The 13840-nt window shown below is 35.4% G+C and carries 16 protein-coding genes; 9 read left to right on the plus strand and 7 right to left on the minus strand.

The genetic code is table 11. The annotated features are described in order from the left end of the window. Positions 1-135 precede the first annotated feature (135 nt). Positions 136-552 carry a hypothetical protein gene (locus tag ACE38O_RS01745; RefSeq protein ID WP_374698876.1) on the plus strand — a complete coding sequence of 139 codons (417 nt, stop codon included), beginning with the start codon at positions 136-138 and terminating at the stop codon, positions 550-552. On the opposite strand, the gene ACE38O_RS01750 is transcribed toward ACE38O_RS01745, so the two are convergent. Next, the gene (locus ACE38O_RS01750) at positions 545-1066 is read right to left on the minus strand and encodes a Na+/H+ antiporter subunit E (protein ID WP_374698877.1); all 522 of its coding nucleotides are present in this window, start codon (positions 1064-1066) and stop codon (positions 545-547) included. The genes ACE38O_RS01745 and ACE38O_RS01750 overlap by 8 nt on opposite strands. A 98-nt stretch (positions 1067-1164) precedes the next feature. Here ACE38O_RS01750 and smpB point away from each other — a divergent pair, with 98 nt between their 5' ends. Next, positions 1165-1614: an SsrA-binding protein SmpB gene (smpB, locus tag ACE38O_RS01755; protein ID WP_374698878.1), complete on the plus strand. Its 450-nt coding sequence runs from the start codon at positions 1165-1167 to the stop codon at positions 1612-1614. A gap of 6 nt (positions 1615-1620) precedes the next feature. After that, positions 1621-2412 (plus strand): prolipoprotein diacylglyceryl transferase, encoded by a 792-nt coding sequence (lgt, locus tag ACE38O_RS01760; protein ID WP_374698879.1) that lies wholly within the window; start codon positions 1621-1623, stop codon positions 2410-2412. Positions 2413-3198: 786 nt separating this feature from the next. Here lgt and ACE38O_RS06090 read toward each other — a convergent pair. Next, positions 3199-3333 carry a hypothetical protein gene (locus tag ACE38O_RS06090; RefSeq protein ID WP_410542007.1) on the minus strand — a complete coding sequence of 45 codons (135 nt, stop codon included), beginning with the start codon at positions 3331-3333 and terminating at the stop codon, positions 3199-3201. A 485-nt stretch (positions 3334-3818) separates the two neighbouring features. Between ACE38O_RS06090 and ruvA the strand changes: the two genes are divergently transcribed. The 3 genes from ruvA (at position 3819) to ACE38O_RS01780 (ending at position 6283) form a co-directional block, all read left to right on the plus strand. Next, positions 3819-4400: a Holliday junction branch migration protein RuvA gene (gene ruvA, locus ACE38O_RS01770; RefSeq protein WP_374698880.1), complete on the plus strand. Its 582-nt coding sequence runs from the start codon at positions 3819-3821 to the stop codon at positions 4398-4400. Beyond that, the gene (gene ruvB / locus ACE38O_RS01775) at positions 4397-5371 is read left to right on the plus strand and encodes a Holliday junction branch migration DNA helicase RuvB (protein WP_374698881.1); all 975 of its coding nucleotides are present in this window, start codon (positions 4397-4399) and stop codon (positions 5369-5371) included. Before ruvA ends, ruvB begins: the two co-directional genes overlap by 4 nt. 402 nt (positions 5372-5773) lie before the next feature. Beyond that, the gene (locus ACE38O_RS01780; protein WP_374698882.1) at positions 5774-6283 is read left to right on the plus strand and encodes a DNA-3-methyladenine glycosylase; all 510 of its coding nucleotides are present in this window, start codon (positions 5774-5776) and stop codon (positions 6281-6283) included. A 19-nt stretch (positions 6284-6302) separates the two neighbouring features. Here ACE38O_RS01780 and purF read toward each other — a convergent pair whose 3' ends face one another. From purF to ACE38O_RS01795, 3 genes are read right to left on the minus strand one after another with little or no spacing between them, the layout of a single operon-like run. After that, positions 6303-7688: an amidophosphoribosyltransferase gene (purF, locus tag ACE38O_RS01785; protein ID WP_374698883.1), complete on the minus strand. Its 1386-nt coding sequence runs from the start codon at positions 7686-7688 to the stop codon at positions 6303-6305. Positions 7689-7713: 25 nt separating this feature from the next. After that, a complete protein-coding gene (gene rodA, locus ACE38O_RS01790) occupies positions 7714-8817 on the minus strand; it encodes a rod shape-determining protein RodA (protein ID WP_374698884.1) in 1104 nt (367 codons plus the stop codon). A gap of 45 nt (positions 8818-8862) precedes the next feature. Further along, a complete protein-coding gene (locus ACE38O_RS01795) occupies positions 8863-10329 on the minus strand; it encodes a proton-conducting transporter membrane subunit (RefSeq protein ID WP_341822693.1) in 1467 nt (488 codons plus the stop codon). A 64-nt stretch (positions 10330-10393) separates the two neighbouring features. Between ACE38O_RS01795 and ACE38O_RS01800 the strand changes: the two genes are divergently transcribed. From ACE38O_RS01800 to virB9, 3 genes are all read left to right on the plus strand, one after another. Next, positions 10394-10708: an NADH-ubiquinone oxidoreductase subunit NDUFA12 family protein gene (locus ACE38O_RS01800; RefSeq protein WP_064125427.1), complete on the plus strand. Its 315-nt coding sequence runs from the start codon at positions 10394-10396 to the stop codon at positions 10706-10708. Between the two features lie 2 nt (positions 10709-10710). Continuing rightward, on the plus strand, positions 10711-11166 hold the full coding sequence (locus ACE38O_RS01805; protein WP_374698885.1) for an outer membrane lipid asymmetry maintenance protein MlaD: 456 nt from the start codon (positions 10711-10713) through the stop codon (positions 11164-11166). 187 nt (positions 11167-11353) lie between these two features. Then, positions 11354-12139 carry a P-type conjugative transfer protein VirB9 gene (gene virB9, locus ACE38O_RS01810; protein WP_374698886.1) on the plus strand — a complete coding sequence of 262 codons (786 nt, stop codon included), beginning with the start codon at positions 11354-11356 and terminating at the stop codon, positions 12137-12139. A 14-nt stretch (positions 12140-12153) separates the two neighbouring features. On the opposite strand, the gene ACE38O_RS01815 is transcribed toward virB9, so the two are convergent. Together ACE38O_RS01815 and mraY are read right to left on the minus strand one after the other, a co-directional pair. Next, positions 12154-12750 (minus strand): ribonuclease HII, encoded by a 597-nt coding sequence (locus tag ACE38O_RS01815; protein WP_010082329.1) that lies wholly within the window; start codon positions 12748-12750, stop codon positions 12154-12156. Between the two features lie 6 nt (positions 12751-12756). Beyond that, entirely contained in the window at positions 12757-13737 is a 981-nt protein-coding gene (gene mraY / locus ACE38O_RS01820) for a phospho-N-acetylmuramoyl-pentapeptide-transferase (RefSeq protein WP_374698887.1), read from the minus strand. Positions 13738-13840 lie beyond the last annotated feature (103 nt).

Here is a 13840-nt window from a genome sequence, read left to right on the forward strand (position 1 = left end):
TAGCTTTAATGCTTAGATATTGTGCTATTTTTGTATAATATGCTACTGTAAGTATATATTTTTGTAATCGCGTTATTATTTATTTAACAAAGTATTAGTATAATTTATTACACTGAATTAAATGGAGAAATTTCAATGAGTAAATTACCGAACAATGCAAAAATAGGTAAATCTCAGGTTACTCAGTGGGAGGTAATAAAAGATTGTGAATATGCTGATAATTGCTTATCAAAAATAGTAACTTTATACGTTATTAGAATAACTCAGCTATCAGATTTTTATACAAATGACGAACCTGAAATTAACACTGTTTTAGCAAGAATAAGCGTGACAAGTGAAAATGTATTTTTAAACAAGGCTACTACTATTGAAGTTATGGAAGGTATTTTTCCGTATAAATTCAACAGCAAGAAGAGAAATAACATACTAAGGTTAGAAGATTTATATAATTATTTATGTTCTATTGTTAACAATAGCCTTTCAAAAGAGATGCTTGAAAGTCTTGTAAGGGAATATAAGGATGCTGTTAACTTATTTAAAGCAATTACTTAACTGAACGTAGTATTTTTAAGATTTTATTTTCTATTTCAGAAATGCCGCTTTCAAGATCTTTATCTATCAGATACATGGTAGAGAAATATGTTTTCTGCTTACTTTCAACATTGATAGTTAAAGTTCCAGGAGTGATTGTAACCGAATTGGCAAATAACGCAATGCTTTCATCATTATGTCCTTTGCATTTTCTTAGGATAACAATTGGCTCAAGTTTAGATTTGAATTGTAGCACCTTTTTTGTTACATAAACACTTGATAGAATAATTTGGTACATTAACCACGGTATATAACTTACGAGCTTATAAAACGACAGTCTATTCGTACCATTTAAAATCTGGCTAAGAGCGCTTTCAGCGTTTATCAACCGTCTAAAGATAAACAATGTGAATATAGAGGAAAACACTCCACAAAAAATAAAAAATGGCTCAAAATAACCAGACAATACAGTCCATAGAGAAAATAAAATTACAAATGATAGAGAAAAAAACTTGATTTTTTGCCTAAGGTTCATGGTTTGCAGTATAACTTAAATGATTTTTTAAGGAAAGATATATTATGAATTAAGTCAAAAACTCTGTAGTATATTGAAGCTTAAAGATATCTTTAGATATGGAAGTTATTGCAGAAAATAGGAAAGCAAGGTTTGAATATTTCATCTTAGAAGAATTTGAAGCGGGTATGGTCTTATTAAGTAGTGAGGTAAAGTCACTAAGGGAAAGGAAAGTAAATATTTCCGACGCTTACGTTATCGAAAAAAACGGTGAAATATGGCTGCACAATATGCACATCGCAGAATATAAAGCTGCGAACAAAAAAAATCATAAGCCAAAAAGGGAACGTAAATTACTTCTGCATAAAAAAGAGATAAATAAATTAATTGGTCAAATCAAAACCGCTGGGATAACTGTTGTGCCGCTTTCGATCTATTTTAATGATAAAGGATTTGCAAAAACTAAAATTGCCATTGTAAAAGGAAAAAAACTTTACGACAAGAGAGCAACCATAAAACAGAGAGAGTGGAATCGTGAGAAAAGTAGATTATCTAAGAATAATTTGTAGCAAAATATGTCTTTAGATCCAGTAATTTTCAGCATCGGTCCTGTTTCTATATATTGGTATTCTTTAGCATATGTTTTGGGAATAGTCTTTGCATATTGGTATTTACATAAGCTGGATGGCCAAAAAATATTTACTAAGAATTTTTACGATTCGTTATTAACAGCTACTATTGTAGGTATTATCCTTGGAGGCAGGCTTGGCTACATATTGATATATGATCCAGTTCTTTATATAAGCAACCCTATCGAGATATTGAAGACCTGGGAAGGAGGGATGTCATTCCATGGTGGTGCTATAGGAGTTTTTCTTGCAGTAATAGTATCATGTAAAAGACATAATATTCCTATATTTTATGCACTGGACCTAGTTTCTTGCGGAGTTCCCATAGGTTTATTTTTAGGTCGCATAGGCAATTTTATAAACGGAGAGTTATTTGGCAGAGTTACAACTATGCCATGGGGTATGGTATTTCCAGAAAGTGGTGATAATTTGCTGCGTCATCCAAGCCAGCTTTATGAGGCACTTTTTGAAGGACTGCTACTTTTTGCAGTTGCAAATTCACTGTTTTTCTTGACTAGAATAAGACTGTATCACGGTGCGTTAACTGGTATTGCAGTTATGTGGTATGGAATAGCACGTTTTTTTGTTGAGTTTTTTCGCGAACCAGACTATCAAATTGGCTATTTGTGGCTTGATTTAACTATGGGGCAGTTGCTTTCTATACCTATGGTTTTGCTAGGAATGCTTGTATATCTAGGCGCATTAAATTTAAAATTTAATACGAAATCTGTTACATAGAGGAAAGGTGAGTTTAATAGAAAAATAATGAATGTGAGATCCGGTGTCATTCCAGCATGTGACGCTAGGCCATAAAACTTCCTTGACAAACTCCGCCAGCCCCCTTACCATGGTACTGGAGGTATTCATTTATCTTCAATCTGTGCAGATTAAACGACAACAGCATTACGTGATTGGCGTCTTATTTTTAATTTTTTGCACTATGCGCACCTTATGTCTTCACAACATTTCTGGGTTTTTACCCATATAAGCTGAAACGCGCTTATAAAGCGTTTAAGACAGTATAGAACGCCGATTTGCAGGATTAGAGAGTGACAACTAGCTAACACGGGATTTCTTTTGCCTTTTTTTCTGCTTAGTAAATTTCTTAAACATTTAAACTAAGGTGAGTTGCATTTAAAAGCAGCTAAATTGCAGTGTTTAAGACTTTAAAAAACGCCAATACTGAAAATAGACAATGACTAGGGCTTCTTTTGCCTTTTCTTCCGTTTGCTTAATATTTATAGTTACCGTCATCCCGCTACGTGTTAGCGGGATCTATGCTAAGAGATACCGCGAATGAATCGCGGTATGACAGTTAAGTAGGGTGTCATTCCAGTCTGGAATCCAGTTTTCCATATAATCCATCGAAAATGTTGTAACCACTTTCTATGCTAGTCTGCTTGTGAGCAACCTGGATCCCAGTGTCTGGGCACTGGGATGACATCATTCTTGGTGGGAGTTACCATCAAATCGCAACGTTCGTACAGTTGTATGTCAGCTACTTAGATGACACCCATAACCTTGTCATGCAAGTAGCTGACACTGGAATCCAGCCTTTATTATACAACTGCCTAATGTGCTCATTTGCGGTTGAATTTCCTGGATCCCAGTGTCGGCTACTTGGATGACAAAAAAAGGTACTAGCCTGACAATCGTCATCCCGCTACTTGTTAGCGGGATCTATGCTAAGATACCGCGGCGGTATGACGGTCTGCGGCGGAATGACGAGGTTATCGTCATTCCGCTACTCGTTAGCGGAATCTGCTGAGATACCGCGGCGGTATGACGCAGAGCCAGCGTTAGCCATAACACAACACTTTTATACTCACCAAACCCAATGCATTACTTGCAATTAAGTTTCCTGGATCCAAGTAGTCAAGCTACTCGGATGACATCTTTCAACATTATATCATGAACTTTCTAAAATTCATTGAACTGTGCTTTCAAACGGTGGTGCCGGGGTGTGAGTATAATGATTATCAGTATATAAAAGTCATAGCAGACAGACTTGAAGCGGCAAATGTTGGCAAAATGTGTCAAGGAAGTTTTTCGTTTCTATGAGCTACTTGGTTCTCTGTTATAATGTTCGTTTGCTTGACCTAAGATCCAGGAGTATTTAAACTGAACCCTATACAGTGCTAAAAATGATAGGAAATCTAAGCGGAATAGTTGATGAAGTGCGCAGTGATCACATAATCCTGAATGTGAATGATGTTGGCTATATGGTGTATCTCTCAGCCAAAACTTTAAATGCATGTTCCATCGGAAGTAGAGTTAAATTACTTATCGAAACCTATGCAAATAACAGAGAAAATGTCGCTCAGCTATATGGTTTCATAAGCAAAGAAGAACAGCAGTGCTTGGGGTTGCTTGTTAAAGTAAGCGGTGTTAGCTATAAAACTGCAATGTCAATTTTGAGTAAATTAACTCCAGAACAGCTGTTTTTGGCAATTATGAATGAAGATAAAGTAGCACTCAAGATGAGTGGACTTGGCTTGAAACTCATAAATCGAATCATCACTGAATTAAGTGGCAAAGTGAGTAAATTAGAAATAAATAACAATAACTTTCATCCAATCAAAGAGGATGCCGTTTCAGCTTTGATCAATCTTGGATATGAAAAAATGAAAGCTTATGATACTATAAAAAGAATACAAGACGAATCACCAAATCTGGACACCAAGGATATTATTCGCATGGCGCTTAAGGAGCTCTCAACATTATGAAATCAATATCGTGCGGTAAAGAATATACTGAAGATGCGCGCAATATCAACATCAGGCCTGAGCAACTTGATGATTTTGTCGGGCAAAAAGACTTAATACAAAATTTAAAAGTGTTTATAAACGCCGCGCGAACGAGGACTGAAGCATTAGATCACGTATTACTCCACGGTCCTCCAGGACTTGGCAAAACAACTTTAGCGCAAATTGTCTCTAAAGAGTTAAGGGTCAGCTTTCGCGCAACTTCTGGTCCTTTACTTAGCAAAGCTGGGGACTTGGCTGCAGTGCTTACCACTTTAAATGCAAAAGACGTCTTATTTATCGATGAAATTCATAGATTAAATCGCAGCATTGAAGAAGTTTTATATACTGCTATGGAAGATTTTTGCTTGGACATATTAGTAGGTGAAGGTCCATCTACTCGCACTTTAAGGATAGATCTACCACCATTTACGTTAATCGGAGCAACTACACGGCTTGGATTACTTTCTGCGCCACTGAGAGATCGTTTTGGCATTCCCTTGCATCTTGAGTTTTATTCTTTTGAAGAACTGGTTAATATTATAAAAAGAGGCGCAAGAGTTCTTTCTGCTGAAATTGAAGAGGATGCCGCACAGGAAATTGCCTGCCGTGCGCGCGGCACTCCAAGAATTGCCTTGAGATTACTAAGGAGAATAAGAGATTTTGTTGAAATGGAAGATGATAAAAAAATCACTTATGAAGTCGCTGATTCTGTATTGCTAAAATTGGGTGTAGATAAAATGGGACTCAATAAACTTGATATGCATTATCTAAGATTTTTATTCAACACCTCAGGACCTGTTGGAATTGACACCATATCTATTGCGCTATCTGAGGATGTTGGCAATATTGAAGAAACAGTAGAACCTTACTTAATCAAAATTGGTTTTGTAAAGCGCACACCAAGAGGGCGTGTTCTAACTGATCAGGCAAAGGAGTACTTGAGCCTTTAATATTAGAGAGCTTTTCTACCATAATTCAATTATATATTGATTAATTGGCATAATATCATATACTGACATTTTTGTGTATGAAAACATATATGTTAAATAGCACTGAAACTGTAGTTCAAATTAAAACTTCTCCATTTCGTACTCGCTAGTTATGCTATTCTAACTAATTAAGCTATGGTTTGTGGTAATAGGAAAAAACTGGATTCCAGCGTCACGCGCTACCCTATGGGTGCTGCTCGCGTATATTCTCTCTTTCACCATCTCAGTGTTTCTTTCTTATTATGCCAGTACCATTTTCTTGTCATCCAAGTAGCTCCCCTTCTTGTCATCCCAGTGCTTGACACTGGGATCCAGAAATTCTTAAACTGAATTCTCTATAGAACCTCAGAACAAAAATAAAAAATGAGCAACACAATACTACCAAGAAATTTCTACGAGCGGCCAACTTTGGTTGTGGCCGGAGAGTTATTGGGAAAAACGCTAAAATTTTCTAACTTTAGTGGAATAATAACTGAAGTTGAAGCCTATATAGGAATGAGCGACCCAGCTTGTCATGCAGCCAAAGGCTATACTAATCGAACCTCAGTAATGTTTGGTATGCCAGGGTTTTCATACGTATATTTTATCTATGGGATGTACTACTGTTTAAATATTGTAACAGAAACAGAAGGGTCCCCAGCAGCAGTGTTAATACGGGGATTGAAACTTATTGAACCGCTTGAAGCAAACTTAGGCGGACCAGGAATATTGTGCAAAAGATTAAACATTACAAAAGAACATAATAAGCAAGACCTTACTATAAGCCACAAATTTTGTGTTTATGAATCTCATCTCAACCCGGATTATGTGTGCACTCCGAGAATCGGAATTAGTAAAGGCCAAGAGAAATTTTGGCGGTTTAAGATTTTCTAAACTTAAGACCTTGCGTAGATTATTTGCCAATAGGATAATCACCAGTGAAACAAGCATCACAATATTGTGGTGTAGCATTGTTACGCACCTCTCCTTTAACAGCCTGATATAGTCCATCAATACTCAAGAAGGCTAGGCTATCTACTCCTATAACTTCCTTAATTTCCTCTACAGATTTATTTGCAGCAATTAAATCTTTGCACTCTGGCGTATCTATTCCATAAAAACAAGAATGCTTAATTGGTGGGCTTGAAATTTTGAGGTGAATCTCTTTTACTCCTGCATCCTTTAGCATAACTATTATATTTGTTAACGTACTACCACGCACTATACTATCATCTATTAAAATTATGTTTTTACCTTTCAAAGTGTGCTTATTAGCATTGAATTTTAATTTTATTCTAACTTTACGTACTTCAGCGGTTGGTTGTATAAAAGTTCTTCCTATGTAATGATTACGAATTATTCCCAGTTCCATAGGTAATCCTGAATGCTTTGCATATCCAATAGCTGCAGGTATTCCAGAATCAGGTATTGGTACAACCATATTTACATTGTTTTTTGGTGGACTTTCCTTCGCAAGTATTCTTCCTATTTCTTTTCTTGTATCGTATATAGACCTATTCTCCATTATGCTGTCTGGTCTCGAAAAGTAAACGTATTCAAAAATACAAAAACTTGATTTTTGCTGTGGGAAAGGAAACATTGAGGCTAGCTTACTATCCGAACTGATGGTAACTAATTCGCCTGGTTCTATTTCTCTAACAAACTCTGCATTTATTATATCAAGAGCACAAGTTTCAGATGTAAGAACGTAAGAACCGTTTAACTTTCCTAAAACAAGAGGCCTGATCCCAGATGGATCACGTACTCCAATAACTACTTCTTGATTGATTGCCACAAAAGAATAAGCACCTTGTATTTGCTTTAATGCATATATAAAACTCTCTAAAAAGCTATCTTTTTCACCGCTTGCTGTCAGATGCACTACTACTTCTGTATCAATATCTGACTGAAAAACGCACTCTTGTTTAATTAATTGTTCGCGTATCGGAGAAATATTAATTAAATTACCATTATGTGCTATGGCAAAATCCCCAAATTTGCCACTTTTGCCAAACATGGGCTGCACTCCAAATTTACTACCACTTGTTGAGTATCGAACATGACCTATTGCACAATCTCCAGGTAAGGATTTCTTTATTTCATCTATATCATCAAATACGCTGCTCACTTGACCTTGAAAGTGATAAGAGTGCAGCTTATCGTTGTTACTGGTTACTACGCCAAAAGACTCTTGACCTCTATGCTGCAAAGCGTGGAGAGCAAGTATAGAGTTAAAAGCAGCACTTTGGTTGCAACTTATGCCAAATACCCCACACTCCTCACGCATTTCATCTAGCATAAAAACTATTAAGTAAAGTTTAATTTTACTTTAGCATAGGTAAAATACAAGCATTTTGTTGTTCATCTGCTTTTATTGCCAGCAATAATCCTATGCATATCAAGCTTGCAGCAGTTGTACTTCCTCCATAGGAAAGAAATGGCAGTGGATCGCCTATCACAGGCAAGAGGCCTATTGACATTCCAATGTTTATAAAAAAATGAGCGCCAAAAAAAGCAAAAATCCCGATAGATACTAACTTAGAAAAATAATTTTTCGACCTATAAGCGATAGAGAAAATTATGCCAAGTAATGAGGTATAAAGCAAAATTAAAGCCATGCTACCTAAAAAGCCCCACTCCTCACTCAGCACTGCAAAAGCAAAATCCGTACGTTTCTCCGGCAAAAATCCAAGTTGAGTTTGACTTCCGTTAACAAAGCCCTTACCAAGCAAACCTCCTGAACCAATAGCTATCTGAGATTGCTGCGCATTATAACCTATTCCAAGTGGATCCACTGATGAATCCAAAAACGACAATATCCTTTGCTTGTGATAAGGACGTAAAAAAGGCCAAATAGCCGGTACTGCAAAAATGCCAAGCGTCCCACAAATTACTAAATGAGCTCTTTTTATTACTGCTGTGAATATAATTGATGCTCCTATAAATAACATTATTATAGCTGTGCCTAAATTAGGTTGCTTTAACACCAAGAACACAGGTAAGAAAATAATTATAAGTGCCTTAAATAGTCTGTGAAATTCCATCATTTTATATACACTTTGCTTATTAAAATAACGAGCAAGCGCAAGTATTAAGCCTACTTTTGCAAATTCTGATGGTTGCAAACTAATTGACCCAATTCTTATCCACCTCGTCGCACCCATTATGTGCGAGCCAAAAAAATTTACTGCTAATAGCGAAATCGCTGCTGCTATATAAAAAAAGTAGGCGTGCTTCAAATAAAAATCTAGCTCTATGAATGACATAGCTATAGCGAGTAGGAAAAAGAAGGAAAATATGACTATTTGGTGAATTGCAAATGGTACCCACTTTCCTCCAGCAGAAGAGTATTGAACAGCAATGCCAACGCAAAACAGCACTATCACGTTAATGACTAATAACCAATGAATCTTCTTCAGCCTATCCACACTTATAACCTTAAAGTATAGTAAAATATGAAACAAAGATAAAAATCAAAAAACCAACTTCTCAACTACTAACCGAATTGGAGTGCTATATATTCCAGTTACTATTGTTAAAGCTGCCATAAACAATAGACAGAAAAGCATAGGAAATGGCACATCATTGATTTTGTCCGGTGTCATTCCAGCGCTTGATGCTGCACTATTTTCAAAATACATTTTCTCTACCATCTTCCACATGTATATTAGTGCAAGAAAAGAACCGGCAGCAAAAGCTATCAGGGAAATCCACGCGCGAGATTCTATAACTGCTTTCATTATATACCATTTGCTTACAAAGCCATTTGTTAGCGGCACACCGACTAATGCTAAACTAAGTAGAGTAAACGCAAGTGCTGTATAAGGCATTGATTTCTTGAGTCCCGATAAATTCTCTATTTTTGTTGTATCAAATTTGTAAGAAATACATCCTGCAGCCATGAATAAAGATGTTTTTATTATGCTGTGGTTTACTATGTGAAGAATTGCTGCAAATACACCTGTTTTTGAGTTAAAACTCAGTGCTAAAATTATATAACCAATTTGGCTGACACTAGAATTAGCAAGCAGTCTTCTTATATCTTTTGCAGTTATTGCAGATATTGACCCAAATATAACAGCGCAAAGTGCGAGGATAATTATCACGTTGCTTAGTGATGGTTTAAATAAGAAGAAATTCTGATGGAAAACAGTATAGAAGATCCTAATGAAAACATATATCATCACTTTTGTCACTGTGCCTGAAAAGAATATGCTAATGAAACTTGGCGCCTCACTATATGCATTAATCAGCCACCTGCTTAATGGAAACAGTGCCATTTTAATTGAGAGACCAACAAAAATGAACAATGTGCCAAGTTTTATGATGTTGTTATCGTATAATGGAACTATTCTTTCAGCCATGTCAGACATATTGAGCGTTCCTGTCATGGAGTACAAAAGCCCAACACCAAACAAGTAAAACGTTGCCCCTATAGTGCCACTAATTAGATATTCAAATGCTGCAACCAAGGCTTTTTTATCCCTTCCCATTGAAACTAATACATAAGAAGAAAGAGATGAAATTTCCAAAAAAACATAAAGATTGAATATGTCGTTTGTTACTAGAATCCCGAGCAGTCCGCTTAAGCACAGTAGAAATAGAGAGTAAAAACCAGTGATTTTGTTTTTGCTAATTTCTTTTTCGTTAATATAAAAGCTATAAAGCACGCTAATCAGCGCTATAAAATTCACCAAAGTTAGAATCAAGGAGTTTAACACGTCGATTCTTAACTCTATTCCATGCGGAGGAGCCCAATTTCCAAGGTGATAAGTTATAATCTCGCCTCTATATGTTTTTATGAGTAGTATTGATGAAATGATAAGAGTGATTGTTGTTGCAATAAAAGAAATAAACCAAGATACCTTGTGTTTCTTGGTAAGAAAGCAAAACATTGATGCAATTATTGGTATAATAACTTGTAAAATTGGTAATTGCATTAAATTGTTGTTAATATATCGTTAAAGTATTAGTATATATAATACTTTTTGTTTTAATACTCTTATGTTATCTAAAATTTGTAACGCAATAAAACGCCTATTACGAAGAGAAGATAAATTTGTAGGAAGAGATGAAAATGGAAATTCTTACTATGAATCAAGTAAAGGGAAAAGGTGGATTATGTATAGCAGTGTTTCTGAGCCTACAACAGTGCCTCCGGAATGGCATATATGGCTTCACTATACTGATAATGTAGTACCAGTTAATAATAAAAAAAGAAAAGTAAAACATACTCCTAATTTAACGGGTACAAAAGATGCATACTATCCAAACCAAAAAGTCAAAAATTACTATAAAAGCTGGAGTCCTGATAACTAAAGATGCGAAGGTCAAATATACTTGAAATAACCGCTGGATTATTTGTATTAGTTTTCACTATTTTTCTGATTTTCTTTGCTATTGATAAGCTATCTTACATAAAGAAAAACTATAAGGATTGCTATAAAATATATGGTCTTTTTGCTAACGCTAACGGTATAGGAGTTAGTGATAGTGTCAAGATCTCTGGTGTGGACGTTGGAAGCATAACTGGTGTGTCACTTGACAAAGCTACCTACATAGCACGAATCGATATGTGCGTAAGCCGAGATATAAAGTTGCCAGTTGATAGCTCAGCTCTGATCACTAGCAGTGGAGTTGTTGGCAGTAAATTTGTTAATATATCACCTGGATCAGATATTAAACTAATCTTGCACGGTGGTAAAATAGAGTATACTCAAGCTGAAGCAAATATGGGTGGAATAATGGACAGAATTCTTGGTATGTTTACGAATTGAAAATGGCAGGATTCCAAGTATATCCGTTCAGGTGAAGCCTCCTGTAGTTCTAAAGTATTTAAGGAGTTTGCCTTATTTCTTGCCTTTTCTACCCCTTGCTAACCTATAATTGGAGTTTATAGTACAGCTTAACAGTTGCAGTGCATGTCTATCAATGATAAAATGAAGATTAATTTATTTTGATATTATGATTGGTTTACTGTTTGCCGTACTGTTGTTTTTTTGTGGTAGTGATGCACTTGCAAAACAGGAGCCACGTTCAATAGCTGGAGATAATCACATAAAGGTAATAAATTATAACCCACAAGCTATACATAAGTATACGGGTTTTTATGGTTATCAATCCAGCATATTGTTTGAACCAGGGGAGGTAATACAAAACCTTTCAATGGGTGATTCAACTGGTTGGCAACTCCTTCCTCAAGGTAACAGATTATTTATTAAGCCTATAGAGGATATTGCCGATACTAACGCAACTATAATTACCAATAAAAGAGTTTATTACTTTGAACTTCATGCTGAAGAAGCAACTGGACTAGATGATCCAAAATTAGCATATGAAGTAAGGTTTCTTTATCCATTATTTAGCAGTGATGAGATTTACACAACAAATAACGGCGATATCTTCGAACAAGCTAGTCATACCATTATTCCTGATATAAACGACATTGAAGTTGTAAAGAAGGGCTTAAATTTCAATTATTCCATCTCGCACGTTAAAGGCAGTCAGTCAATAATACCAATTAAGGTTTTTGATGACGGAAAATTTACATATTTACAATTCAATAAAACAAACTCTGATTTCCCGGCAGTTTTTATGGTTGATTCTGCAGGGTATGAGTCTTTAGTAAACTTCCGTACAGCTGACAACTACCTGATAATCGAAAGGGTGAGTTCAGTGTTTACCTTAAGGAATGGATCAAGTACAGTTTGCCTATTTAATGAAAACATGCCTTTCAGAAAAGGTAAGTGATTACTATCTAAAGGCTATAATGCCCGAGATATGGGTGCAAAGTTTTTTCTATGATGTTCTGTAATTCCATAAAGGCCAATAGCGTTAAGGTGCTCTTTTGTCCCATATCCTTTATTTTTATACCAATTATATTCAGGATGCTTATTGTGCAATTCTTGCATAAGCCGATCTCTCGTAACTTTTGCAACGATTGAAGCGGCTGCAATTGATGTACTCAAATTATCACCATTTACTATGGATTTTACTTGCCATTTCACTTCAGGTGGTTGATTACCATCAACTAGTACATAATCTAATTCTAGGTCCAAGTCTATCAACGCACGTTTCATTGAAAGTTTTGTTGCTTGCAAGATATTGTATGAATTTATTTCTTCTACGCTTGCCATTCCTATACCAAATTTCGCAACGGATGTTATTTTTTCATACAGAACTTGCCTACATTGAGGAGTCAACTTTTTCGAGTCGTTGATTCCATCAATAATTGTATTTCTATCAATAAACACTACGGCTGCGGATATTACTGGACCAGCTAGCGGACCTCTTCCAACTTCATCCACTCCTGCTATCACTCCTGATAATTTATTTTCTAATGTAAAGTCTGGGTATTTCATAGGTTTTTATAATAAGAAAGTTATAGTAAAAACTGAACAGATAATAGAAATTATCCAAAATTTCATAACGATTACATTTTCTGACCACCCCTTCTTCTCAAAGTGATGATGTATTGGTGCCATAAGAAAAACTCTTTTTCCTTCTCCATATTTAAACTTTGTATATTTAAAATATGATATCTGAATAATCACAGATAGAGTCTCTATTACAAAGATTATTCCAATAACGGCAAAAAGCATTTCTCTTTTAATTAGGACACTAGTTAACCCTAAAGCTGCGCCTACCGACAAGCTACCAACATCACCCATAAATATTTTTGCTGGATGTGTGTTAAACCACAAGAAACTTAAAATAGCTCCTATAAATGCAATGCAGAATAAAGTAATATTCATATCTGCTTGAGTTATATATGCAATTAGCCCCAAAAAAGCAAAGGAAGTGATGACTTGAGTTGCAGCAAGGCCATCCAAACCATCTGTGAGATTCACAGCATTAGCAGAGCCGACAATTACAAATGCAGCGAATGGAACATATAGATAGCCAAAGTCGATTATTACTCCTTTAAATAGGGACATTTTTGTAAAACCTTCAGCAGAGTATAGCTTAAGTATAGACATACTAACCAGAGTTACAATAAACTGAATAAGTATTTTGGTTTTTGCACTTAAACCTCGATAGTGATTTGTCTTCAATTTTAAATAATCATCAATAAATCCAAGTAGAGCAAAAAATAGAGTTATCAATATCAGCAGCAAGATTTCTGGTGTTAACTGAGCCCAGAGTAAAATTGGTAATAAAGAAGAAATCAGTATTATTATTCCGCCCATAGGTGGTACATTCTTTTTTGTTATTAAATGACTTTCTGGTCCACATGATCTAATTGGTTGCCCATCTTTACTTATTTTTTTTAGAAGCTTTATAAAATAGGGAAAAAGAATAAACCCAAAAACAAATGAGGTAAAAAATATTTTTGTAGCTAAGATCATCTGCTTATTTAAATTGACTAAGTATCATACCACCTATAGCTAATAAAGCCAACTTCTGTCATCCTATAGCCTGACCATATTATTCCTTTTTCACTTCATTCTT

The organism is Wolbachia endosymbiont (group B) of Limnophora tigrina, from assembly GCF_964263235.1.
Lineage (GTDB): Bacteria > Pseudomonadota > Alphaproteobacteria > Rickettsiales > Anaplasmataceae > Wolbachia.